Here is a 24,840-nt window from a genome sequence, read left to right as displayed (position 1 = left end):
CGCGGGCCAGGAATGTCCGCCGCCCTCCTTCGACGTCACTTCATGAGCGACGTTCAATCCCTGAGGAGATCGAACATCAGCTTGAAGAAGCGGTCGGCATCGACCTCATAGGCGATCTTGGCGTTGTCTTTTTCGCCGCGTTCGCCCCAGAAGTCGGCGACCGTGGCGCCGAAGGTAAATGTGCCCGAGAGGTCGACACCGATATGGGCCGGACGGGTCTTGACCAGCGTCGGGTCGATCGCCAGCGCCAGCACAAGCGGATCGTGCATGGCCCCGCCGACACCCATCGAATTGCGGTGCAGCTTCTCGTAATACAGCAGCCAGTCGTTGACGAGCTTGCCGAGCGGCGTGTCGATCGTGGCAAGCTCCGCATATTGAGGCGCTTCGACCAGAACCTGCATCGTCACGTCGAGGCCGACCATGGTGATCGGCACGCCGGAATCGAGCACGATGCGCAGCGCTTCGGGATCGCAGAAGGCGTTGAATTCGGTCGGCGTGATGATCTCGCTCTTGCGGTAGAACACGCCGCCCATCCAGAGCAGTTCCTTGATCTTGGGTAGCACCTCGGGGTGCTTGAGGATCAAGAGACCGATGTTGCTGAGCGGGCCGGTGGCGACCACCAGGATCGGCTCGGCTGAGGCAAGCAACTTTTCTGCTAGGAAGTCGACGGCATGCTGGTCGACCTGCTTGATGGTCGCCTGCGGCAGGTAGGGCGAGCCCTCGAGGCCGCTCGGACCGTCGGCCGTGCCGAGCACCAGCGGGCGCGCCAGCGGGCGATGGCAGCCAGCCGCGACCGGCACGTTACCGGCGCCGATATATTCCAGGATGCGCAGCGCGTTGGTCGTCGTCTTTTCGAGTTCGGAGTTGCCGCAGGTGGTGGTCACGCCGAGCAGTTCGATATCAGGCGAACGATGGGCCATCACGAGCGCAATGGCGTCGTCGTGACCGGGATCGCAATCGAAGAGGATAGGTGTAGCTGTCATGATTTCGCCCCTCACGCTGCCCGCTCGTAGCGCGCGATGGTTTGCTTGAACATTTCGAGGAAGCGGCGACCTTCGAGATCGGTGCCGATGCGGGTGGTCTTGGGTCCGCCGCCAGGCAGGATCTGGAAACCGCGATAAGCAACCGTCTGGCCGCGCGCCACGCGCCCGTCGAGCAGCACGTCGACGAACAGCGGCTCGGTCAGCGTCGCCAGCTCCGGATCGAAGGCGAGTGCTACGGTAATGACGTCATCGAGCGGGAAGCCGACAAGACCGAAGAACTCGCGCCAGATGTCGATGTAGATCGGGAACACCTCGGCGATCATGTCGAGCACCGGGTTGTTCTTGGCTGTCGCCTGCATGTCGGCGATATCGTCACGCGTCAGCATGGAGGTTGCGACGCGGTTGTCCTCGCAGATATCGAGCGGCACAAGGATCTTGTCGACATCGGCATTGAGCACGATGCGCGAGGCCTCCGGGTCGGCCCAGATGTTGTATTCCGTCACCGGCGTGATGTTGCCGGGCGTGGTGAAGGTGCCACCGAGAACGATCAGGCGCTTGAGCACCGTGGTCAGCCTAGGCTCCTGCAGCAGAGCCATCGCCGCATTGGTCAGCGGACCGGTGGTAACAAGCGTGATCTCGCCCGGATTGGACATCACCGTGTTGATGATGAAATCAACGGCGTGACCCGGCGTCGCCGCACGCTTGGGCGTGGGGGCCGGCGGGTTGAACTGCTTGAGGCGATCGCCGAACCGTGCGGTCAGGCGCTTTTCAAAATGCACCGGCGCTTCCATGTCGGCCTTGGAGTGGCCAACGATCGGACGCCAGGCGCCAGCGTAGACCGGGATGTCGTCGCGGCCGGCGAGCGACAGCGTGTTGAGCACGACATTGGTGACCTGCTCGATGGGACCAGCAGCACCGGTGCAGGCCGTCACGGCTTCCAGCTTGACGTTGGGGTTGGCCGCGGCAAACAGCACGGCGAGAATGTCATCGCCGGCCGAATCCACGTCGAGAATTATACGTTCCATTCCTTGTTACAGCCCTTCAGCGTGAGAGGTTATTTGCCGGACTCGGCCGGCTTGTTGTCGACCGAAAGCAGCTTGCGCATGCTCTCCAGGGTCTCGCGGATGATCTTCGGACGGCTGCGATAAGACAGGGCAAACAGTGCCGTCAGCGCCACCAGATAAGGCACCGCCAGGACCAGGTAGGACGGGAAGCCGAAGGTCTGGAGCCTGAGCGAAAACGCGTCGGCGAAACCAAACAGCAGGCAGCCCGCCAGTACCTTCAACGGGCTGCCATTGGAGAAGATCAGGATGGCGACCGCCATGAAGCCACGGCCCGACGACATGTTCTCGGTGAACATGGTGATGTAGCCAAGCGACAGGTGCGCACCGGCAAGGCCGGCAAGCAGGCCGCACAGCAGCGAGGCGATGTAGCGAACGCGGGTGATCGAAATGCCGAGCGCTTCGGCGGCCTCAGGCTTTTCACCGACGACGCGGATGTAAAGGCCAAGGCGCGTGCGCTTGTAAAACAGCACCAGCAGCGGCACGGCGATGAAGGCGACATAGACCATCGGCGTGAAGCCGTTGATCAGCGGCGCCCACGAACCCAGCAGATCTTTGGCACCGGGGATCTGCACCTTGGGCAGGCCGACGATGCCCTTGCCGACGATCGAGCCGCGTGTGCCGAAGATAGCCTTCATCAGCGAAATGGTCATGCCGCCGGCGAGGATGTTGAGCGCGAGACCCACCACCACTTCATTGGCCCGGAAGCTGACGACCAGCACGGCGAATGCGAGCGCGAAGACCAGGGCTGCTGCCACGCCACAGGCGACGCCGACCAATGCCGAGCCCGACCAGATCGAACCGAGCACGGCGAAGAAGGCGCCGACCAGCATCTGGCCTTCAAGGCCGATGTTGAAGATGCCGGCCTTGGTGGTGAACGAGCCGCCAAGTGCGACAAGCAGGATCGGTGCTGTCATCCGCAGCGTTGCGACGAGCAGTGCTACGTTGAAAAGGCTTAGAATTTCCATCGGCGCTCTCCTGCCGTGCTGTCGCCGCGACGCTTCATCAGGACCTGCGCCGAGACGCTCAGGATAATCAGCGCCTGGATCACGGTGATGATTTCGCGCGAAGCGTTGGTATCGGTCTCAAGCAGCAGCGAACCGTTGCGCAGCGCGCCGAAAAACAGCGCGGTGACGATGGTGCCGATCGGCGAACCATTGGCGAGAAGGGCCGCGATCAGGCCGTCGAAACCGAAGCCAGGCGCGAAGCCTTCCATGAAGCGGTGATGCACGCCGAGCGTTTCGATGCCGCCGGCAAGACCACCGACCGCACCCGATGCCAGCAGCACCAGGAAGCCCTGACGCTTGACGTCGATGCCGCCATATTCGGCGAATTTCGGCGCCGAGCCGACCATCGAGATCGAGTAGCCCTTGGCCGTGGAGCGGAAGAACCAGGCAACGAAGAAGGCGAGCGCCAGACCGATGATCAGGCCCCAGTTCAGCCGCGAGAAGGAAAACAACTCGGGCAGGTAGGCGGTCGCCAGGATCGGCGGTGTTTCCGACCAGCCGCCGGGACGCTTGAACAGGAAGATGGTGAGGTAAGAGGTCAGCAGCACCGCGACGTAGTTGGACAGGATCGTCGAGACGACCTCGTTTGTGCCGTATCGAGTCCGGAAGAAGGCGGGGATCGAAACCCAGGCAGCGCCCGCGATCACGGCAACCGTCATGGCGACCACGACATGCAGGCCAGGCGGCAGCGGCATGGCGAAGCCGACCCAGGCAGCAGCAAAGCCGCCGAGGAAGAGTTGGCCCTCGATGCCGACATTGAACATGCCACCGCGCAAGCCGATGCAGGCGGCGATGCCGCAGATCAGGATAGGCGTGGTCTGCAACAAGGTGCCGGCGATCTTGGCCTGGTCGCCGAAGGCGCCGCGCATCAAGGTCATGAACACCTTGATGGGGCTTTCGTCGATCAGCATGATGATCACAGCACCTATGGCGAGCGCGATAAGGACGGCGACGATCTGGCCGGAGAATGCACGCAATTTGTCGTTCACGAGACCACCTCGTCCGAAGCATTGCCGGGTTCGAGACCTGCCATCATCATGCCGATCCTTTCGCTGTCGGCGCTGTCGCCGTCGACCTCGCCCATGATCCGACCGTTGAACATCACCAGGATGCGGTCGGCCAAGGTGAGCAGTTCGTCGAGCTGCACTGAAATGACGAGCACGGCGCGGCCGGTGGCACGCTGGCGCATGATCTCGTCGTGAATGGATTCCTGCGCACCGATGTCGACACCGCGCGTCGGCTGATCGATCAGCAGGAAGTCCGCCTGATTGGTGAATTCGCGGGCCAGAACGACCTTCTGGATGTTGCCGCCCGACAGCCGCTTGACGGTGTCTTCGGGACCACGGGCGCGAATATCGAAACGCTTGATCATCTCCACGGCCTGGTTGGCCGCGGCCCGCCAGTCGATGACGCCGTTACGGCTCCACGGCGCCTTGTTTTGCCGCCCCATCAGGAGATTGGAGGAGATGGATGCACTGCCGTCGACGCCACGCACGAGCCGGTCGCCCGGCACGTGGGCAAGGCCAGCCTCGCGGATAGCAGACGTCGAAAGCGTGGTCAGATCGCTGCCCTTGAGCATCGCCGAACCGTGGCTTGCCGGACGCAGGCCAGACAGCACTTCGGCAAGCTCGGTCTGGCCGTTGCCGGCGACACCGGCGATGCCGACGATCTCGCCGGCGCGGACGGTGAAGCTGGCGTCACGCAAAGCCGGCAGGCGGCGATCGTCGCGCGCCCACAGATTGTTGACGTCGAGCACGACCTTGCCGTCCGACTTTTCACGCGGGCGGCGGTCGAAGCTGACATCGCGACCGACCATCATGCGCACCATGTCGGCCTTGGTCAGCTCGGCCGTCGGCCGCGTCGCGACATGCTTGCCATGGCGCAGCACGGTGACGGTGTCTGAAACCTCCATCACCTCTTCAAGATGATGCGAGATGAAGATGACGGTCATGCCGTCGGCAACGAAGCCGCGCAGCGTCTGGAACAGCTCGCGGCTTTCCTGCGGCGTCAGCACCGCTGTCGGCTCGTCGAGAATGATCGTTCGGGCGCCACGCGCCAGCACTTTCAGGATTTCGATGCGCTGCTCGATGCCGACAGACAGCAGCGACACGCGCTCGGTCGGCTCGACCTTGAGGCCGAAGCGTTCGGACAGCTCGCGGGTCTTTTCGACCTGGGCTGTATGGTCGATCAGGCCGTTGCGGCGGATTTCCATGCCAAGGAAGACGTTGTCGGCAACCGACAGCGACGGCACAAGCTTGAAGTGCTGGTGCACCATGCCGAGGCCCGCGGTGATCGCTGTCGCGGGATCGCCGACCACCGTGTCCTCGCCATTCAGGCGGATCTTGCCTTCGTCGGGCTGCAACAGCCCAAACAGGATGTTCATCAGCGTCGTCTTGCCAGCACCGTTTTCACCGATGATGGCGTGTATCTCGCCGCGCTTGACGGTGAGATTGACATCCTCATTGGCAACGAAGGCGCCGAAACGCTTGGTGATGCCGATCAATTCGACGGCGTTTTGTGCCGTCATGGCTGGCGACGTGGTCGACACGAGAGCCTCGCAGCTTCAGACGTACCCGTCCCGACGGACGGAACGGATACGTCTCTACCTAGTCTTGGGAGAAATGGTTCCGCGAGCCGTGGGGGCGGCTCGCGGAGAAAGGCAGCATCTTATTTGTGCCGTGTGACCTTGATCGATCCGTCAGCGATGCCCTTCTTGATCTCGTCAAGCTTGGCGGTCACGTCGGCTGGGATGGACGGCGCGATGTCGTCGCAGATCTTCACTTCGACGCCACCTGCGGCGAGGTCGAACGTGCGGGTGCCCGGCGTGATCTTGCGGCCTTCGACCTCGTCCTTGATCAGCGAGTAGACGGCGATGTCGCCGCGCTTGAGCATCGAGGCCAGCACGTTGCCCGGAGCCGAGCCGCACATGTCGATGTCGACGCCGATCGAGTATTTGTCGGCGGCAGCGCTTGCCTGCATGACGCCTTCGCCCGTTGGGCCAGCGACGTTGTAGACGATGTCGGCACCCTGGCCGTAGAGCGCCAATGCCAGCTCGCTGCCCTTTGCCGGATCATCGAAAGTGCCGGCGAAAACCGGGTTCACCTTGACGTCGGGGGCTGCATATTTCGAGCCCTCCTCATAACCGCCGAGAAAGTTGCGGATGACGGGAATGTCGCGGCCGCCGACAAAGCCGATGGCCTTGCCGTCGCCGATCTTGTCGAAGCCGCTGCCCTGGTTTTCGATCATGCCGGCAAGCGCGCCAGCAACGAAGGAGCCCTGCTCCTCGGCGAAGTTGGCATAGATGATCTTGTCTGAATCGAGCACGCCGTCGATGAAGACGAAACGCTGGTTCGGATAGGCTTCGCTCGCCTTGGTCAGCGCGTCGACCAGTTCCCAGCCCATGACGAAGATCAGGTCGTACTGGCCGCCCTTGGCAAGGTTTGCGAACTGCTCTTCATAGTCGAGCGCGCGGTTGCCAGTGTCGACCAGCTTCATGTCGATGCCAAAATCGGTCTTGGCCTTGTTGAGACCGTCGACGATCGTGATGCCGAAGCCTTGCGCGAAATAGCCGGAGATCGCCGCGACGGACACCTTGTCCTGGGCTGCCGCCGAGCCGATCGAGGCCGCAAGAGCCGCGCCGGCGATAATGCATTTACGGAATACGCTTTTCATCTCAACTCCCCAATTGACACCTTGGCATCAAGCGTCGGGCTCTTCCTCGATGCCCGGAAAACTTGTTGGTGGTCATATGACTTTATGGGTGGCCCGACAAACTGTCAATCGGTCAGCGAGCGGCCAAAATCGATGTGAACAATCGACGCGGCGGCGGTTTCACGCATCCGGCTTGACAAATATGGCGAACCGATAATTGTTGCTACTCTAACAAGTTTTTCAGCCCGCCAGAATGTGGAGCAGTCGATGCCGGACGTTGTTGTCAGGAAGTTTGTCGTACAGGTCGAAGAGATTTTTCATGAAGGCGGGCCGGTGCGCGCCGAGCCGATCAAGCGCGGCACCGTGCTTGCCGTCGTCGCCAATCCCTATGCCGGGCGCTATGTCGAAGACATCACCCCGTTCATGGAAGATCTGAAGCCGCTCGGCCTCGAAATGGCGACCCGCCTGCTCGAAGCGCTTGGCGGCGATGCCTCGGCGATCGAGAGCTACGGCAAAGGCTCCATCGTTGGTGGTGGCGGCGAACTCGAGCACGGCGCCCTTTGGCACAACCCCGGTGGCTACGCGATGCGCGAGCTTCTGGGTGGCGCCAAGGCGATCGTGCCGTCGAGCAAGAAGGTCGGCGGCCCCGGCGTTCGCATCGACATTCCGGTCACCCACGTCAACGCCTCTTATGTGCGCAGCCATTTCGACGCGATCGAGGTCGGCATCAACGACGCGCCGCGCAACAACGAGCTGGTATTCGTGCTGGCGATGACCACGGGTTCGCGCGTGCATGCTCGCGTCGGCGGCCTCGATGCGAAGGACATAAAGGGCGAGGACGGCTTGCGATGAGCGTCGAAATCCGGCGAATCATCACCATCGTCGAAGAGACGCGCACAGAGGGCGGCAAGGCGGTCAATCCACCGACGCGCCGCGCCGCGGCGGTTGCAGTCATCCGCAACCCCTATGTCGGCACCTTCGTCGATGACCTCTCAGCCCTCAGCGACGTCGGTGCTGAACTCGGCGACATTCTGCCGCGCCGTGCCGTTGCAGCGCTCGGCATTGCAGGCGACCAGGTCGAGAGCTTCGGCAAGGCCGCAGCGGTGGGCGCCGATGGCGAGCTGGAGCATGCAGCCGCCATCTTGCACCCCAAGCTCGGCGCCCCGTTCCGCGACATTCTCGGCAAGGGCGCGGCCCTGATCCCGTCGTCCAAGAAGCGTGGCGGCCTCGGCATTCCGCTCGACATTCCATTGGGCCACAAGGACGCTGCCAAGGTGCGCAGCCACTTCGATGGCATGGAAGTGCGCATTTCGGACGCGCCGCGCGACGACGAAATCGTGGTGGCGATTGCCGTCACCGATTCGGGCCGCCCGCATCCACGTGTCGGCGGGCTGACCAAGGACCAGATCGTCGGCAAGGACGGCGTAAGCTAAAGAAAAAGCGGCCTCTCGGGGCCGCTTTTTCGTTCCTGTCGGATAACTCGGCGATCAGGCCGCAACCACTTCCGGCACGCGGATCGCTGGCGGGGTGTTGCGGCTGCGGGCTGTGCGCACCACACCGTCGACCATGATCATGCCGATGCCGGGCAAGTTGCCGAGTGCCAGGCTTTCGAGGAAATCCTTGCCGATGCCGCCTGCTGCCTGATCCATGAACACCAGGTCGGCGGCGCGGCCGGCCTCGATCACGCCACGATCGTCGAGCTTGCGCACCCGTGCGGTATTGCCGGTTGCAAAGCAGAAGACGATTTCGGTCGGCACGTCGCCGAGCGAGGCGAGATGGCAGATGGTGCGCAGGATACCGAGCGGCTGAACGCCCGAACCAGCCGGACCGTCGGTGCCCAAAATGACGCGGTCGAGCTCGTTGCGCTCCTTGGCGATGCCGAGCACGAACAGGCCGGTCCGCAGATTACCGTTATGAACGATTTCCAGCGCGCGGGTGCCTTCTTCGCAGATGCGGCGGATCTCATCATCGGGCAGCGCGGTCGGCCCGCCATTCACATGCGCCACCACATCGGCATCAACTTCGAGCACGACATCGGCGCCGATGCGGCCCGAACCGGGGATCGAAGGCCCACCAGTGTGGGTCATCGAGGTCATGCCGTGTTTGCGCGCCCAGGCAATCATCTGCTTGCCGGTCGGTCCGTCCTTGACGCCGCCGAGGCCGACTTCGCCGATCAGCGTCACGCCGGCATCGGCCAGCTCGCGGAAGTCATTTTCGGTCATGCCGTGTTCGAGCACAGGCGCGCCGGCGATGATCTTCATGCCACTCGGACGGAAATTGGCGAAAGTCCGCTGTGCCGCGATGCCCAGCGCCTTGATGCCGACGATGTCGCGCGGCCGGCCCGGATAATGCGCCTCGCCGGCCGAGATGATGGTGGTGACGCCGCCATGCAGCGTCGAATCGATCCAGCCGATCTGGTTCTGGCGCGGGGTCCAGTCACCGGCAACGGGGTGGACATGGTTGTCGATCAGGCCGGGGGTTACGACGCAACCCTGCGCGTCGATGGTGCTGGTCGCATCTTCGAGATCAAGATCGGTTGCCTTGCCGACCGCAGCGATGCGGCCGTCGACGACAATGATGGTATCGGCATCGAGGATCGGCTGGGCGAGGTCGCCGCTGAGCATCAGGCCGATGTTGCGAATGACGAGCTTGTCGGTGGCGGCGGCCTTGTTTTGCGGTTCAGGCGACATCGATGGCATTCCTTGCGTCTGTTTGGGGCATGAGGGGGTCGATCCGGCCCAAGGCCGGCAATCGGTCGCTTCGGAGAATGGTCTGGTGAAGGGGCGCTAGACGATCATTTGCCTTCGGCGCCGCCTGGCTCGTCGCCGCTGATGCGCTGGAGCAGCCTGAGCAGCGTCACCTGTTCGGCCGCCGTCAGCGGCGAAAGCAGCTTCTGGCCGACCTCGACGCTGCGCTCGAGCCGGTCGAGCGTGTAACGCGTGCCTTCGTCGGTCAGGGTGATGATCGTCAGGCGCTGGTCGGTCTCCGACGCGCTGCGCTTGATCAGCCCCTGCTTCAAAAGCTTGCGCACCACCAGGCTGATGGTGGAGGGATCCATCGCCGTCATGCGGCCGAGATGGTTCTGCGAAACCTCGCCATGCTTGAGCACCGTGGCAAGGGCCGCGAACTGCGTCGGCGACAGGTCCTCACCGGCCATGACCTGCTGGAAACACAGCGTGGCGCGCTGATGGGCGCGGCGTACGACGTGGGCGGGATGGAGGTCTAGGTCGTAACCGGTCTTGGTGTATCGGGTCATTGTCTCTTCGCGGCTCAGCGGCTTGTTGGCCACTTCTGCCGTCTTGCGCTTGAATTTCCGGGCTTCGTCGAGGGTTGTCACGGCGCTTCCAACTCCTGGCTTGAAACCTGAGATTCGCCGACCCCAGAGGTTATGCGGCGATGTTGACGTTTTCGATGAAAACTCCGTCGCGCAGAGCTTTCACCACGCTTTCGGCATCGCTGACGACGCCGAAATGGGTCGAGATGTCATAGAGCGTGCTTTCCTGCTCCCGCGGACCGGTGGCAGCACAGCAATCGGCGGGCACCACGACTTCGTAGCCGTTGAAGAACGCATCATGCACGGTCGAACGCACGCAGATATTGGTGACCACGCCAAAAACGATGATCTGGTCGACCATCATGTCCTTCAGCGTCATGTCGAGATCGGTCTGGAAAAACGACGAATAGCGACGCTTGATGATGTGGATCTCGTCGTCGCGGGCGCCGAGATCGTCGATGATCTCCGTGCCCCAGGTGCCTTCGACGCAATGCGGTGCGCGTTTCAGCCACTCGCGGTCGCGGCGCATGTTGCGGCGATGCGCATCATGCACCCAGATCACCGGCGCACCGGCGGCACGCGCCGCCTCGACCACGCTGAGCTGTGGACCGACAAGCGCTTCATAGCCCGGCAGCACCATGGCGCCGCCCGGCTTGCAGAAGTCGTTGATCATATCGACGACGATAACCGCCACGCGCGCCGGATCGATCTTGATCCCTGCGTCCTGGCGATGTGACGAAAAGCTGTCCAGTGGCATGATCCTACCTTTTCAGCGAACTGCCGATTGTTGGTGGTCATACAAAAAACCGTGACGACTTCCAAGTCAATCCTTGAGCTTGCTGCTTGTCACAATATGGCGGACCGAAGCACCTTGCCATGCGACTTGCGACTACAACAGGTGCTTATCCCCTGTGCCAAGAAATGCGTTGACAAGCAGAGCGGTTTGCGGTGTCCGATTGTTTGACCATCAACGATATTTGCCGAGTGGCCACGTGACCGACAAGAGGAGCCTGAGATGAAAATCGTCATTACCGGATCGAGCGGACTGCTTGGCCGCCATGTCGCCTCAGCCTTTGTCGCCGCCGGCCATGACGTGCTCGGCATCGACGCGGTCGCCCCTGCCGATTGCACCTGGACCCATATCAGCGCCGACCTCACCGATCTCGGCCTGACACTGCAGCTGATCCGCGACTGCGATGTTGTCGTCCACATCGCCGCGATCCCGCGCCCGCTCGGCAAGGCGCCGGCCGAAGTGTTCAAGACCAACATGGCGATCGCCTACAATGTCATCGAGGCGGCCGCTCTTTCCAGGGCAAAGCGCTTCGTCTACGCCTCGTCCTTCAGCGTGCTCGGCTATCCCTTTGCCGAAAACTTCGTCGACCCGGCCTATCTGCCCATCGACCACAACCACCCGATCGGCGCCCAGGACGCTTATGGCCTGTCGAAATGGCTCGGCGAAGAAATCGTCGAGGCCGCCGTGCGCCGTGGCGCATTTACGGCCGTCAGCCTGCGCATGCCCTGGATCCAGACGCCGGAGAGCTTCTTCGACAGCGTCGGCCCGCGCCGCACCCTCGCCGATGCCGCGCGGGACCTGTGGAGCTATCTCGATGCGCGCGACGCCGCCGACGCCTTCATCAAGGCGCTGGCCTGGCAGGGCGAGGGCCATCTGCGCACCTTCCTCAGCGCTGCCGACACCTATTCAGAAGAGCTTACGGACGCGCTGGTCAAGCGCGCCTTCCCGGCAACGCCGCTGAAGCGTCCGCTTTCGGGCCATGACGCGGTCATCGACAATACGCATGCGCTGGAAACACTCGGCTTTGCGCCGCGCCATTCCTGGCGCGCTTACGGCAACTAAACACAGGAGACGAAGATGATGCGTTTCGAAGGCAAGGTCGTGCTGGTCACCGGCGGTGGCGGCGCGATCGGCAGTGCGGCGGTGCGCCGTTTCATCGATGAAGGTGCCCGCGTGTCGGTCGTCGACCTCGACGCTGAACGCGCCACGCAGGTCGCTTCGGCATTTGGCGACAAGGCGATTGCCATCACCGCCGACGTTTCCGACGAGATTGCCGCCCGCCAGGCGGTTGCAAAGACGGTCGAAGCCTTCGGCCGCCTCGATGCTGTGTTCAACAATGCCGGCATTTCCGGCAAGGTCGCGCCTGTCCACGAACTGCCCGTCGAAGACTGGGACCGCATCGTGCGGATCAATCTGCGCAGCATGTTCCTGGTGCTCCAGGCCTCGCTCAAGGCGATGATTTCCGCCGGCATCGAAGGCTCGATCGTCAATATGGGCTCGTCGATGGCCGGCTGGGACGTGCTATCGGGTGGCGCCGGTTATGCCTCGACCAAGCATGGCGTGGTTGGGCTAACCCGTGTCGCAGCGCTCGACGCCGCCGCCTACGGCATCCGCGTCAACGCCATCTGCCCAGGTGTCATCGAAACAACGCTTGGCGTACCGTCAAACGACCGCGAGGCCTATGCCGCCGGCATCCAGCGCTTTGCCGACCGCATTCCGCTGCGCCGCATCGGCCAGCCCGAGGACGTGGCAGCCGCCGTCGCCTTCCTCGCCTCCGACGAGGCGCGCCACATCACCGGCGTCGACTGGCTGATCGATGGCGGACAGACCCTGCAGAGCTTCGCCAACGCGCCCGACACGGGCAGCTATCCGCGTCACAGCAAGCCGAACTGAAGCGAACAAGCGCGCTTCAGGCCGACCGCATGGCTTGTCCGGCGGTCGGCCTTTTTATGGGCGTCACCGTGTCCGGAAAGTGGCCTTTGGCCTACCAATTCGTAATGCGCAGGCGATATCGCGGCAATATCCGCCTGCCAGTGTCGCTCCCGTCTCAGTCAGCCTGACGAAACGAAACAGGAGTGAACCATGAAGAAGTTCGTCATTGCCGCAGCGATTCTGACCGTGGCGTCCACAGGTGCATTCGCCAAGGAGTTGAACGCCACGATTAAGAGCGTCGACAAGGCAAAGGACGCGGTTGTCCTGGACAGTGGTCAGAAGCTGACGCTGCCTGAAGGCATCGAAGCGGAGACGCTGAAGGCCGGCGAGAAGGTCCTGATCAGCCTTTCGACAGATACGGCCGGCAAGACCGTCGTGACAGCCATCAAACCAGCAAAATAGCCACCGCGCATACGACCAGGCGGCCCCTGCTTCACCGCAAAGCAGGGGCCGTTTGGTTTTGATACGCGCATTCACTTGCGCGTGACCTCAGCTATTGCCGGTAACAAAACCACCTCGGCCTTCGTATCTTGTGCAACTGCCGGCATAGGGAGAAGACCGATGACCAAGGCACTTTCAAGAGCGAAAACCACCTGGCATAGCAAGGCATTCTGGCTTTCAGCAGCTGCTGCGGCAGTCGGCGCCTGGGCTTTTGCCGCAGCACCGAGCGCTGCCCAGGAGGGGATAAAAATCCCGGCGCCAGCACTCGACGAGCCGGCACAAGGCGGTTCGGAGGTAGCGGTCCTGGCAGGCGGCTGCTTCTGGGGGGTGCAAGGCGTCTTCCAGCATGTCTCAGGTGTCAAGGATGCCGTCTCGGGCTACTCCGGCGGCGACAGCAGCACCGCGCAATACAACACCGTCAGTACCGGCTCGACCGGGCATGCGGAGTCGGTGAAGATCACCTTCGATCCGCACAAGATCAGCTATGGCCGGATCCTGCAGATCTATTTCTCGGTCGCCCACGACCCGACCGAATTGAACCGCCAGGGACCCGATACCGGCACGCAATATCGCTCGACCATCTTCCCGGCCAATGCCGAGCAGGCGAAGATCGCCAAGGCCTATATCGCCCAACTCAACCAGGCCAGGATCTACGATGCGGCGATTGCGACCAGCGTCGAGCCCGGCCGCGCCTTCTATCCGGCCGAGGCCTATCATCAGGACTTCCTGGCCCTGAACCCGAGCTATCCTTACATCGTCTATAACGATCTACCGAAGATCGAAAACCTCAAGCGCCTCTTCCCCGACCGCTACCGCAGCGACCCGGTGCTGGTGTCGGAAGCCAAGGCATCCAACTGACCAGCCCCCGGGCGCGCCATGGCAGTGTGGGGCGAAATGCCTAGACGATGAAACGTATCGCACGCTGGATTTCGAAGAAATCGCTGGCAAAAAAGCGCAGCGTGCGTGGCGCCGCGTGCTCGACGCCGGGATACCAGCTGCCGCGATAGGCCTCGGTCGGATTGGTGTATTCGACGACCAGTTCGAAGCGGTCGGCGAGCTTGGGCAGGCAGCCCTTCAGATCGCCCGACAGTGCCTTCTCCACGCCTTCGCGAATGGCCGCCACAGAGGCCTTTGGCGTCAGCGACCGGGTCGCTGGGCCAAAGCCTTCGCTGGTCGCAACGGTGCCGATGCCCGAGACGATCGCCTTGGCCTCGGCGCACATGCCTGCATCGCCTGAAAGAAACGCCGACGGAACACCGTAGCGCGCGGCACAAAGGGCGTTCAGCGTGAATTCCGACGCTACCTCGCCATTGATCAAAAGGCGCGACACCGTACCGGTCAGCGTATGCGCCAGCGGGTTGGTGTCGGTGCCTGCCTTGTTGTGGTAGCCGGTGTAGAGTGCCGCCGAAAAGCTCTTGTCGATGCCGAACATCATGATGTCGGGGTGACCGCTCCAGTCCCTGATGATGCTGACATAGGCCGGCAGCTTCGACAGGATGAGGTTGCGCCCGGTGGAGTGCGCGTCCTTGACCACCACTTCCTTGGCGCCAGCCGCCTTGGCGCCTTCACAGGCCGCCACCAGCTCGTCGGTCATGTATTCGCGGAACTCGTCATAGGCGGCGTGCCCCTTCCTGGCCTCGTCCCAGACGGTGATGCCGGCGGTGCCTTCGATATCGGCGCTAATGAAAACTTTCATGATCGTTCCCTACGGTTTTTACAGAAGCTCGGACATCGACGACAAAAGCCTGTCGATCTGGATTGGAGAATGCTCGGAAAACACCGCGAGCCGCATGGTCGGCACGTCGGACGCGTCGGAATAGCCGCCCGGCTGCTGGACCCTGACGATGATGTCACGCTCGGCGAGGCGATCGCGCATCCGCTCCAGGTCGGTGACGCCCTTGACGGTGACGATCGGCACCGGCGTGTCGGCAACCTCGAAGCCCAGATTGCGCAATCCGGTGCGCATATGGCGGACATTGCGCGCCAGATTGGCCCGCTTGTCGCTCGTCTGCAGCACCCGCAACGAAGCAGCAGCCGCTGCGGCAAGGCCAGGTGGTGCCGGCGAAGCGCCGCGCATGATCATGGCGTTTTGCGTGATCTTTTTGGCGAGTGCCGCGTCGCAGGGCACAACGCCGCCGAGCGCGCCGAACGCCTTGCTCATCGTGCCGGCCAAGAAGTTGCCCTCGCCTTCGAGCCCGGCGTGCTGCAACGACCCGCGCCCGGTTTCGCCCAAGACGCCAACGCCATGGGAATCGTCGACGCACAGAAGCGCGCCGTCACAAGGAGCCATCGCCTGCCGGTAGTCGTTCAGCGGCGCAAGCCTGCCGGACGAAGGAAACACCCCGTCGGTCAGCACCGCCGGCCGCTGCCCTGCCCCGACATGCCGCGACAGCTGCTCGGCCAGATCGCCGGCATCGGCATGACGGAATTCGTGCACCGGCTTGCCCAGCGTCGGGATCGCATCGCGGGTGCTGTAGTGGGTCGCGGCGTCGATGAAGATGAGGTCGAAATCGTCGCGCAGGCCCTGCAGCAGCACCATCGGGCTGGTGTAGCCGGAGATCATGTAGACGACCTCCTCGGTGCCGAACCATTCCCGCAGCCGTTCCTGCAGGTCGGCATAGACCTGCATGTGCGCCAGCGTGCCTGGTCCCATGCCATACTGCCTTGTCGCGGCACAGGCCGCCTCGATCACCTCGGGGTGGCCATGCAGGCAGAAGTAGGACGTGCCGCAGTAATAATCGACCTCGCGCCCGCCAATAACCATGCGGGCGCCGATGGGCGATTCCATTTTGAACAGACCGCTCATGCTCTTGCTCAGGCCGCTGCCGCTTGGGAGGATGCGCGGCGCTCCAGAAACATCGGCCCGACACGGATGCCGCGCTTGCCATTGTCGTCGACGGCATCAAGCTCCAGGATTTCGTCCTCATAGAGCTTGCCATGCATGCGGAACCGCCCTTCTTCGACCGGCTCGCACGCATGGGTGCAGAAATACTCGATCAGGCACTTCAGCCCGCCATGGCTGTAGGTCAGATAGGTGATGTTGAAGTCCGGCCCGTATTCGCCAAGATGCGGCTTGATCTCGTCGGGTACCGTCTCGTCGGCCGGGGCTTCGATGCGCGTCCAGCTGGCGTCCTTCCAGACCAGCTTGCCGGGTTCGGGAAAGGACAGGTTCATGTGGGCATAGCCGGCGCCGCGCCCGTAGATGCGGCCGTCGATGACGAAGTCCTTGCCGGCGACGGGGCGGATCTGCAGCGGCACGCCATCGCCCATCAGATAGAGCTTGCCGGTCTTGGCCTTGACCTCGACGACCTCCTTGGTGGCCTCATCGCGGTAGTAGCCGGGCAAGGTCTTGAACTGCTCGTCGGCAATGACCGGAGGGCGCTGCATGCGCTCCAGCGCCTTGCCCATCTTGCGCTCCGAAAGCGCGATGCGCAGGCCGTCGATGCCAAGCCGCGAGGCGATCTGGTTGGCGAAATCGAGCGTCGCGAAAACCAGCACGCCGATGCCTGCGCCGGGCAGGATCAGCATGTGCGAGGCATAGCCATAGACCGCGCCGCCATGGCCGACCGACTCCCAGCCATCGAGTTCGCCGGCACCGAAGCACAGGCCGTAGCCGGCCATCGTTTTGTCCAGGCTGTCGGGCCGCTTGCCGAAGGGCGCCCACATCTCGCGCAGCGAGGCCGGCGAGACGATCGAATTGCCCTTGGCGTCGAAGCCGCCGCGCAACAGACACTGGACATAACGCGCCATGTCGCTGGTGGTCGAAAAGATGTTGCCCGCAGGCGAGCCGCCGAGGCTGAACACCGGTGCCGGCGTGTCGCCGTCCAGCGTCCACATGTCGGCGGGCGCAAGGCGCTCGCGGATACCCGGCGCCATGCCGCATGACGAGTTGTTCATGCCGAGAGGCTTCAGGATGTGCTGGGCGACGTAATCGGAATAGCTCTGGCCGGTCACCACCTCGATGACCCGCCCGGCAACGGCGATGCCGGCATTGGAATAGTGCATGATGCCGACGCTCGGATCCTGCTTCAGCGTCGAGCTTGCCAGCTCGTTGACCGTATCTTCAAGGGGCGGACGGGTCGCATCGAGATAATGGCCGCTCTTGGGCTCGCGCACTAGACCGGCCGTATGCGTCAACAGCTTGCGCAGGCTGATGACCGAACCGTTGGGTCCGCCCTCGGCACCGGCGAACGGATTGATCGGGTTGAAGCCGGGCAGATAGGTCGAGACATCGGCATCGAGGTCGACCAGCCCCTTTTCAACCAGTTGCATCAGCGCCAGCGAGGTGAAGGTCTTGGTGATCGAGCCGATGCGGAAGCAGGTGTCTTCGCGCATGTCGAAATGGCGATCTTTGCGCTGGATGTGGCCCTGGGCCAGCACGCCGTCGCGATCGACGAGCGCATAGGAGATCGACGGGATCGCCTTGTCTTCGACCTCGTAGCGGATCAGGTCCTCGAACAGCTCAATTCCGGCGGCAGACAGAGAGGGCATGAAAAACGCTCCTTGATCTCAAAAATGGGAAATCTCAATGGGAATGGCGGGGGTCGAGCATGTCGCGCAGCGCGTCGCCGACGAGGTTCCACGACAAAACGAAGAGGAAGACGGCAGCGCCGGGGAAAGCCAGCGTGTACCAGAACTGGAACGGATTGCCGGGCTGGCCAACGATCCAGTTGCGCGAATACGCGATGAACTGGCCCCAGTCGGCATAGCCCTCCTCGGTACCGACGCCGAGGAAGCTGAGCGCCGAGGCCGACAGCACCATCGAGCCGGTGGCCATGGTCGCGAGCACCAGCACCGGGAACATCGCATTGGGCAGGATGTGCAGCACGATCAGCCTGAGGTCGCTCGCGCCGTAGCTCCTGGCCGCGTGGATATAGTCCATCTCGCGGATTCTCAGGATCTCGCTGCGCACGACGCGGGCGTAGCTCATCCAGCCGAACGTCGTCAGCGCGATGGTAATCGGCCAGATGCCCTTGCCCAGCAATGCCGTCAGCACCATCGCGGCGATGAGGAACGGAACCGCCATGAACACGTCGACGATGCGCATCAGGACTTCCTCGATCAGCCCGCCATAATAGGCGGCAACCGCACCGACGATGGTGCCGACGAGCACCGAGATCGCAACGACGCCGAGGCCGATCTTGAAGGCCGTGCGCGTGCCCCAGACAACGCCGTAGAAGATGTCGTACTGGCCTTGCGTCGTGCCGAAGATCGCGTCGCGCGACGGCGGCATCGGCGTTGCCAAAAAGCCGGCGCGCGGCGTGTCGTAGGGCGACAGCTGGAAGCTCTGCGGCGGTGCCAGAAGCGGCGCGAAGATCGCGATCAGTACGAAGGCCAGAAGGATGACAACGCCCAGCAGGGAGATCGGATTGCGCGCGAGGTAGCGAAGAAACTTCATTGCGCCTTCACCCTCGGATCGAGCAGCGGATAGATCAGGTCGACGATCAGGTTCATCACGACGAGAACCACCGCGAAGTAGAGGCCGAAGCCCAGGACAGCCGGAAAATCGAGATTGGCCGCGGTCTTGGCGGCGAACTGGCCGAGGCCGGCATAGTCGAAGATGGTTTCGGTGATGACGACGCCGCCCATCATGACCGCCAGTTCCATGCCGGCGATGGTCGCCACCGGCAGCAGCGCGTTGCGACGGGCGTGCTTGAGCTCCACCACGCGGCGCGGCAGGCCCTTGGCGCGGGCCGTGCGCACATAATCCTGGCGCAGCGTCTCCAGCATCGAGGTGCGCATCACCCGCGTCATGCTGGCGACGTTGACATAGGTCAGCGTGATGACGGGTGCGGCGAGATGGCGAAGCGAGTCACCGAAGATCGCCCAATTGCCGTTCAGCAGCGCGTCGATCGTGTTGGCGCCGGTGTAGCGCACGAACTCATCCGAACTCACGATCGTCTGCGCCCACTGGCTGAGCCGTCCGGGCGGAAACCAGTCGAGCGCTGAATAAAAGATCAGCAGCATCAAAAGGCCGAAGACGTAGACCGGGAACGACCAGCCCAAAATGGTGAAGATGCGGATGACGTGGTCCGGCCAGCGGTTGAGATAGATGCCGGCGCGCGAGCCCAGGAAAACGGCGAGCAGCAGGCAAGGAATGAAGGCCAGGACGACAAGTTCCAGCGTTGCCGGAAACAGCGACATCAGTGCCGTCGACACCGGCTGCCGGGCCGTTTCCGACCAGCCGAGATTGCCGGTCAAAATGCCGCCGATCCAGCGGCCGTACTGGACGTAGAAAGGATCGTTCAGCCCGTACTGCTCGATCATTCGACGGATGCTTTCCTGGCCACCCTTGAGGTAGTCAGGCGACGGCGCGTAAGCCGCCAGACGCTGTGTCGGCGAGAGCGACATCTGCAGCGCAAAGATCATCAATGACAGAGCGAACAAGACGATGGGCAACATCATCAGTCGTCTGAGCGCGTAATTCAGCACAGGTCCACACGTTCCGATTTCAGGGGAAATGAAGCAAGGGGCACGTCGGGCAAGCGTTGCCGCCCGACGTGCCGGTAGCCAATCAGTTGTTGGCCTTGGTCACCGGGTAGAAGTCCCAGGCGCCGTAGAGGATCATGTTGTCGACATAGCCGTCGATGTTGCTGCGGGTGACGACGTAGCCGAAGTCCTCCCACAAGAACTGGGTGGTGGCGTAGTCGTACGACATTTCCTGCAGCTTGGCGTAGATCGGCTCGCGCACGGCCGGATCGCTCGAAGCCCAGGCTTCATCCAGCAGCGGCTTGAACTTCTCCGCCATCAGGTCGCGGTAGCCCTGGCCAGCCATGCCGCCGACCAGACCGGTGGGCGAGAGGTAGTAGCTTGCCGCACCCAGCGGGCCGCCCGGATCGGAATAGTCGGGACCCCAGCCCATCACGGTCAGCGGAGCAGCCGGCTTTTCGCGGTTGTTGAGCTTGTCCGAAACAGAGGCCCATGGCAGCGCCTGGATCTGCATCTTGAACTTCGGGTTGATCCGCGACAGGCCCTGCTGCAGCGCCGACAGGGCTGCGGTCAGCTGCGGGTAGCCTTCCGTCACATAGGCGGTGAAGGTGAAGCCGGTGTCCCACAGCTTGCCGTCGAACGCCTTCTTGAAGTGTTCCTCGGCCTTGGCCAGATCGTAGCTGTAGACAGGTGAATCCGGGCGATAACCCATGATGCCGCGCACCGTCGGACCACGTGCCTGGACCGTCTTGCCGAGCAGCACCTGGTTCAGCAGCGCATCGTAATTCTGCGCATAGTTGAAGCCCTTGCGCACATCGATGTCGCCGAAGAAATCAGGCGGAATGCCAGCACCGTCCAGCTTGCCGCTGCCGATAGCGGGGTTGTCGTTGTCGTCAAGCGGCCAAGCGAAGAAGACGCCGCGCGAGAACACTTTCTGGAGGCCGTCGATGACCTTGACGCCCTCGGTCTTGCTCAGCTCGTCGATGAACTCGACTGGCGTGGTAACGAAATCGGCGTCGCCAGACAGGAGCTGCAGGCGCCGTGTCGTCCATTCCGGAACGGTGCGCATGACGACCCGCTCAAGCTTGGCGGGGCCCATGAAATAATTATCGAAGCGCTTCAGCGTGATGCGACGGTCGGTGCGATCCCACTCCTCGAGCATGAACGGACCGGTGCCGTTTTCCTCGGCAAACAGCGGATTGGCGCCGAGCTCCGGGCGATAGTGCTTTTTCCAGTCGTCGCCCTCACCATCCCAGCCGCCGACCGAGGCGACCCATTCCTTGTCGAGGACCGAGGTGCCGAACGGCAGCGCGATCACGCCGAGCGTGGCCGGAAACGACTTGGGCAGCTTGAGGGTGACATTGTCGCCGTCGACGACGATCTGCGAGGCCAGCTGGTCATAGACCGCGCGCAGTGTCTCAGGCGTGGCGTCGTTGATCGACTTGACCTTGCCTTCGGTCTCCACCCACTTGGCGATGTCGGTGTATTTGCCGGCGGTCATCACCTCGGTGATCGCATTCGACATCCACGACTGCCCCTGGAGAATGGCGCGCAGCAGCGAATAACGCACGTCTTCCGGCGTGATCTCGCCGTAACCGGGCTCGATCGCCGCCTTCTGGGCGTCTGTCAGCTTGTCGTAATATTCCCAGGTGATCTTGCCGTCGGCGCCCTTGACGCCAACCTTGTGGGCGTGGACGCCCTTGCGGATCGGGAAGGTGTAGCTCACCGAGCCATCGTCGCCCTGCTTGATGAGGCCGTTTTCGAGCGACGGCACCTCGGTCGACAGCGACGGTACAAACTCGGAGATCTTCGAGCCGTTGAAGTTCAGCAAGCGGCTGTAGATGTTGAGCGAGCCATAAGAGCTCGGCGTGTTGGCGATGTAGGCGGGATCGAACGACTGGATGTCGTCGGTCCACATGAACACGAATGTTCCAGGGTTCTTGGTCTCGGCCATGGCGGGGGCAACCGTCATGCCGAGCCCCAGACAAAGGGCTAGGGCTAAGGCTCGTTTCATCATCGTTCCCTTGTGGTGGAGGCGGAAGTTTCTCTTCTCGTTAGGGAAAGGCTAGAAGAGCGCTTGCCGGTCTGTCCAATGTGTAGATAGGATGGACTATGCAAAAGACGCATGAGGCCCGGCATGGAACTGCAATGGCTTGAAGATTTTCTGGAAATCGCCGCGACGCGGAATTTCTCAACGGCAGCGACGGCGCGGAATATTTCGCAGCCGGCGTTTAGCCGTCGCATCAAATCGCTGGAGAGCTGGATCGGCGCCGACCTGATCGACCGCAGTACCTATCCAGTACAGTTGACCCGGGCTGGCAACATGTTTTTACCCGGCTGCCAGAGGCTGGTGCGCGAAGCTTATCGCCTGCGCACTGATTGCCGAAATGTTGCCGGCGAGAGCTCGGCGATGCTGACTTTCACTTCGCTGCACACGCTGGCGATGTACTTCTTCCCCAAATGGATCAGCTCGCCGCTGATCTCGCGCATGCCTTTGCGCACCAGCATGCATGCGGCGGATTTCCTCGAAAGCGTCGACCATCTTTGCTCGGGCCAGTGCGATTTCGCCATCACCTATGTCCATCCCGACGGCCCGCCGGTTCTGGAGGGTGGACCGTTCGAATCATTGCAAATCGGCAAGGATCGGCTGATTTTGGTGTCCGGAACAGACGAAAACGGCAGGGCGCTGTTCGACATTGACGTGCCCGAGAGCACCGAGATCCCTTACCTCGCCTATTCCTGGAGCGACGGCTATATCGGCAAGCTGACCAATCTGATCCAGTCGCGCTGGCGCCGCCCGCTCAATCTCAGCACTGTCTACCAGTCGGCACTTGCCGACGGACTGAAGCACATGGCCGTTGCCGGACGCGGCGTGGCCTGGCTGCCGCAGATCTGCGTCGCCGAGGCGATGAAGCACGGCCAACTCGTCCAGATCGGCGGCCCGCAAATGTCGCTGGAGGTCGAGATCCGCATCTTCAGGCGTGTCGGCGGTAGCAGCCACGACGGCGACGCGTTGTGGAGACACCTCAAGCAATGCGCCGAACTTCCACAATACAAGAACGGTTTCGAGTCCACCCTGGACGCGGCCTGACCGTTCAAGCGCCTCGAATTGCCTGTGCGCCACGATATGCGAAGACAGGTGGCGCAATGCGTGACACGCATAGTTTTGGCAGCGCCAGTCGCGACACGTTGATTTCGCTGGCTTTTGCCCGAGCTGGACAACGTGTCATCCGCGCCGAACCGCGCTGATCGCCCACACAAGCGCGTCGGCAGCCCCTTCCCGGCCTATTGACAGAACGCCGCGCCGTTGCGTTCGATGCCCGTCAACGCAACGTCCATCGTTGAAACGGGTCCATGTGCCGATGATCCCTGCCAAAGCCGCAAAACTTGAAATGCCCGAGGATGTCATCCTGTCGGTGGAGGACCTCGAAGTCTCCTTCGCAGTTCGCTCCAAGGCGAACGTGCGCGCCGTGCGCGGCATCTCCTTCACCATCTCACGCGGCGAGACGGTGGCGCTGGTCGGCGAATCCGGATCGGGCAAGTCCGTCACCGCAATGACGATCATGCGGCTGACCGAATATGACGGCGCCGCCATCACCGGCGGCCGGATATTGATGCGGTTCAAGGACGGCAAGGTCGCCGACCTCTCCAAGCTCTCCGAAAAACGCGTCGAGGCACTGAGGGGTGCCGACATTTCGATCGTGTTCCAGGACCCGATGTCCAGTCTCAACCCGGTCTTCACCATCGGCGACCAGATCGCCGAGGCGGTGATCCATCACCAGGACAAGACGCCGGCGCAAGCGCGCCAGATCGCACTCAACACGCTCAAGCTGGTCCGCGTTCCCGACGCCGAACGCCGGCTCGACCAGTATCCCCACCAGCTCTCCGGCGGCATGCGCCAGCGGGTGATGATCGCCATCGCCCTAGCCTGCCGTCCCTCGCTGATGATCCTGGACGAGCCGACCACAGCACTCGACGTGACCATCCAGGCGCAGATCCTCGATCTGGTGCGCGCCCTGCAGCACGAAATCGGCATGTCGGTGCTGTTCATCACCCACGACATGGGCGTGGTGGCCGAAGTCGCCGACCGTGTCTGCGTCATGCTCAAGGGCGAGATCGTCGAGACCGGCTCCGTCTACGACATCTTCGCCAACCCCAAGCATATCTATACGCGCGCCCTGATTTCAGCCGTGCCCCGGCTTGGCAGCATGGCCGACAAGGATGCGCCGGAAAAATTCCCGTTGCTGGTGTTCGAGCCCGAGCGCCAGCTCGCCGAGGTGAGCAAATGAACGCTTCCGCCCAGCACAAGGACACCCGGCAGCCGCTGGTCGAAGTCCGCAATCTGGTGACCCGTTTTGACCTCAAGGCTGGGCTGTTCGGCCATGTCTCGGGTCGTGTGCATGCCGTGGAGAACGTCTCCTTCGACATCTTCCCCGGCGAGACGCTGGCGCTGGTCGGCGAGTCGGGCTGCGGCAAATCCACCGTCGCCCGTTCGCTCATGCAGCTCGACAAGCCGCGCTCCGGCTCGATCCGCTTCGACGGCACCGAACTGGTCGGCGCGCCGCGTCAGGTCGTGGCGCGGTTTCGCCGGCAGGCGCAGATGGTCTTCCAGGACCCGTTCTCCTCGCTCAACCCGCGCATGACCATCGAGCAGTCGCTGATGGATCCGATGCGGGTGCACAAGCTTGGCTCGACCGAGACCATGCGCGCCCGCGCGGCCGAGCTGATGGCCAAGGTCGAGCTCTCGCCCGAACTTCTCGAGCGCTATCCGCATGCGTTTTCCGGTGGCCAGCGCCAGCGCATATGCATCGCCCGCGCATTGGCGCTCAACCCCCGGCTCATCGTCGCCGACGAGGCCGTGGCATCGCTCGACGTCACGATCCAGGCACAGGTCATCAATCTTCTGATGGACCTGCAGCGCGACATGCAGATCGCGCTGTTGTTCATCAGCCACGACATGGCCGTGGTCGAGCGCATCGCCCACCGCGTCGCAGTCATGTATCTCGGTGAAATCGTCGAGATCGGCGATCGTCGCTCGGTCTTCAACAATCCGCAGCATCCCTATACCCGCAAGCTTCTGTCGACGGTTCCCATAGCCGATCCGACGCAGCGCCCGGAGGGACGCCAGCCGATGTCGGACGAAATCCCCAGCGCCATGCGCGCGCCGGATTTCGTACCTATCGAGCTGCCGATGCATCAAATCTCATCGACCCATTTCGTGCGCCAGGTCGCGACAGGCTGACGGCGGTACCATCCAGAGTTCCTCTTC

General features: G+C 62.8%; 22 protein-coding genes and 1 pseudogene. 8 read left to right on the top strand and 15 right to left on the bottom strand.

The genetic code is table 11. The annotated features are described in order from the left end of the window. Positions 1 to 53 precede the first annotated feature (53 nt). The 6 genes from AC1DLV_RS19015 to AC1DLV_RS18990 form a co-directional block, all read right to left on the bottom strand. A complete protein-coding gene (locus tag AC1DLV_RS19015) occupies positions 54 to 983 on the bottom strand; it encodes a nucleoside hydrolase (protein ID WP_476801433.1) in 930 nt (309 codons plus the stop codon). 11 nt (positions 984 to 994) lie between these two features. Further along, positions 995 to 2,008, bottom strand: a complete 1,014-nt coding sequence (locus tag AC1DLV_RS19010; protein ID WP_476801432.1) for a nucleoside hydrolase — start codon at positions 2,006 to 2,008, stop codon at positions 995 to 997. Between the two features lie 29 nt (positions 2,009 to 2,037). Then, entirely contained in the window at positions 2,038 to 3,012 is a 975-nt protein-coding gene (locus tag AC1DLV_RS19005; protein WP_476781941.1) for an ABC transporter permease, read from the bottom strand. Beyond that, a complete protein-coding gene (locus AC1DLV_RS19000; RefSeq protein WP_476801431.1) occupies positions 3,000 to 4,040 on the bottom strand; it encodes an ABC transporter permease in 1,041 nt (346 codons plus the stop codon). Before AC1DLV_RS19000 ends, AC1DLV_RS19005 begins: the two co-directional genes overlap by 13 nt. Continuing rightward, a complete protein-coding gene (locus AC1DLV_RS18995) occupies positions 4,037 to 5,578 on the bottom strand; it encodes an ABC transporter ATP-binding protein (protein ID WP_476801450.1) in 1,542 nt (513 codons plus the stop codon). Before AC1DLV_RS18995 ends, AC1DLV_RS19000 begins: the two co-directional genes overlap by 4 nt. A 140-nt stretch (positions 5,579 to 5,718) precedes the next feature. Next, positions 5,719 to 6,723, bottom strand: coding sequence for a BMP family lipoprotein (locus AC1DLV_RS18990; protein ID WP_476781944.1), 1,005 nt, complete (start codon positions 6,721 to 6,723; stop codon positions 5,719 to 5,721). 246 nt (positions 6,724 to 6,969) lie between these two features. Between AC1DLV_RS18990 and AC1DLV_RS18985 the strand changes: the two genes are divergently transcribed. Continuing rightward, positions 6,970 to 7,554 (top strand): amino acid synthesis family protein, encoded by a 585-nt coding sequence (locus AC1DLV_RS18985; protein ID WP_476801430.1) that lies wholly within the window; start codon positions 6,970 to 6,972, stop codon positions 7,552 to 7,554. Beyond that, complete coding sequence (locus AC1DLV_RS18980) at positions 7,551 to 8,135, top strand: amino acid synthesis family protein (RefSeq protein WP_476801429.1); 585 nt, start codon at positions 7,551 to 7,553, stop codon at positions 8,133 to 8,135. The genes AC1DLV_RS18985 and AC1DLV_RS18980 overlap by 4 nt, the downstream gene beginning before the upstream one ends. 54 nt (positions 8,136 to 8,189) lie before the next feature. Here the strand turns inward: AC1DLV_RS18980 and AC1DLV_RS18975 are convergent, their stop codons facing one another. The 3 genes from AC1DLV_RS18975 to AC1DLV_RS18965 form a co-directional block, all read right to left on the bottom strand. Next, positions 8,190 to 9,392: an amidohydrolase family protein gene (locus AC1DLV_RS18975; protein WP_476801428.1), complete on the bottom strand. Its 1,203-nt coding sequence runs from the start codon at positions 9,390 to 9,392 to the stop codon at positions 8,190 to 8,192. Positions 9,393 to 9,496: 104 nt separating this feature from the next. Beyond that, entirely contained in the window at positions 9,497 to 10,039 is a 543-nt protein-coding gene (locus AC1DLV_RS18970; RefSeq protein WP_476786110.1) for a MarR family winged helix-turn-helix transcriptional regulator, read from the bottom strand. Positions 10,040 to 10,088: 49 nt separating this feature from the next. Then, positions 10,089 to 10,733 carry a cysteine hydrolase family protein gene (locus tag AC1DLV_RS18965; protein WP_476801427.1) on the bottom strand — a complete coding sequence of 215 codons (645 nt, stop codon included), beginning with the start codon at positions 10,731 to 10,733 and terminating at the stop codon, positions 10,089 to 10,091. 258 nt (positions 10,734 to 10,991) lie between these two features. Here AC1DLV_RS18965 and AC1DLV_RS18960 point away from each other — a divergent pair, with 258 nt between their 5' ends. The 4 genes from AC1DLV_RS18960 (at position 10,992) to msrA (ending at position 14,000) form a co-directional block, all read left to right on the top strand. Beyond that, positions 10,992 to 11,831, top strand: coding sequence for an NAD-dependent epimerase/dehydratase family protein (locus AC1DLV_RS18960; protein WP_476801426.1), 840 nt, complete (start codon positions 10,992 to 10,994; stop codon positions 11,829 to 11,831). A 15-nt stretch (positions 11,832 to 11,846) separates the two neighbouring features. Further along, positions 11,847 to 12,662 carry an SDR family NAD(P)-dependent oxidoreductase gene (locus AC1DLV_RS18955; RefSeq protein WP_476801425.1) on the top strand — a complete coding sequence of 272 codons (816 nt, stop codon included), beginning with the start codon at positions 11,847 to 11,849 and terminating at the stop codon, positions 12,660 to 12,662. A gap of 189 nt (positions 12,663 to 12,851) precedes the next feature. Beyond that, positions 12,852 to 13,103: a DUF1344 domain-containing protein gene (locus AC1DLV_RS18950; RefSeq protein WP_476801424.1), complete on the top strand. Its 252-nt coding sequence runs from the start codon at positions 12,852 to 12,854 to the stop codon at positions 13,101 to 13,103. Positions 13,104 to 13,262: 159 nt separating this feature from the next. Then, positions 13,263 to 14,000: a peptide-methionine (S)-S-oxide reductase MsrA gene (msrA, locus tag AC1DLV_RS18945; RefSeq protein ID WP_476801423.1), complete on the top strand. Its 738-nt coding sequence runs from the start codon at positions 13,263 to 13,265 to the stop codon at positions 13,998 to 14,000. Between the two features lie 40 nt (positions 14,001 to 14,040). Here msrA and AC1DLV_RS18940 read toward each other — a convergent pair whose 3' ends face one another. The 6 genes from AC1DLV_RS18940 to AC1DLV_RS18915 form a co-directional block, all read right to left on the bottom strand. Continuing rightward, positions 14,041 to 14,838 (bottom strand): M55 family metallopeptidase, encoded by a 798-nt coding sequence (locus AC1DLV_RS18940; protein WP_476801422.1) that lies wholly within the window; start codon positions 14,836 to 14,838, stop codon positions 14,041 to 14,043. 18 nt (positions 14,839 to 14,856) lie between these two features. Next, positions 14,857 to 15,948, bottom strand: coding sequence for an aminotransferase class I/II-fold pyridoxal phosphate-dependent enzyme (locus AC1DLV_RS18935; RefSeq protein ID WP_476801421.1), 1,092 nt, complete (start codon positions 15,946 to 15,948; stop codon positions 14,857 to 14,859). Between the two features lie 8 nt (positions 15,949 to 15,956). Continuing rightward, the gene (locus AC1DLV_RS18930) at positions 15,957 to 17,633 is read right to left on the bottom strand and encodes a serine hydrolase domain-containing protein (protein WP_476801420.1); all 1,677 of its coding nucleotides are present in this window, start codon (positions 17,631 to 17,633) and stop codon (positions 15,957 to 15,959) included. 34 nt (positions 17,634 to 17,667) lie between these two features. Next, positions 17,668 to 18,540 carry an ABC transporter permease gene (locus AC1DLV_RS18925; RefSeq protein WP_476801419.1) on the bottom strand — a complete coding sequence of 291 codons (873 nt, stop codon included), beginning with the start codon at positions 18,538 to 18,540 and terminating at the stop codon, positions 17,668 to 17,670. Then, positions 18,537 to 19,547, bottom strand: a complete 1,011-nt coding sequence (locus AC1DLV_RS18920; RefSeq protein ID WP_476801418.1) for an ABC transporter permease — start codon at positions 19,545 to 19,547, stop codon at positions 18,537 to 18,539. Before AC1DLV_RS18920 ends, AC1DLV_RS18925 begins: the two co-directional genes overlap by 4 nt. 109 nt (positions 19,548 to 19,656) lie before the next feature. After that, positions 19,657 to 21,543 (bottom strand): ABC transporter substrate-binding protein, encoded by a 1,887-nt coding sequence (locus AC1DLV_RS18915; RefSeq protein WP_476801417.1) that lies wholly within the window; start codon positions 21,541 to 21,543, stop codon positions 19,657 to 19,659. Between the two features lie 165 nt (positions 21,544 to 21,708). Between AC1DLV_RS18915 and AC1DLV_RS18910 the strand changes: the two genes are divergently transcribed. Together AC1DLV_RS18910 and AC1DLV_RS18905 are read left to right on the top strand one after the other, a co-directional pair. Then, positions 21,709 to 22,662, top strand: a complete 954-nt coding sequence (locus tag AC1DLV_RS18910; RefSeq protein WP_476801416.1) for a LysR family transcriptional regulator — start codon at positions 21,709 to 21,711, stop codon at positions 22,660 to 22,662. Between the two features lie 271 nt (positions 22,663 to 22,933). After that, a pseudogene (locus AC1DLV_RS18905) lies at positions 22,934 to 24,813 on the top strand (ABC transporter ATP-binding protein). Positions 24,814 to 24,840: the final 27 nt, after the last annotated feature.

The organism is Aminobacter sp. 01T433 (assembly GCF_056398585.1).
Note: the sequence above shows the minus strand (reverse complement) of the source record. Positions and strands in the feature narration are given on the sequence as shown.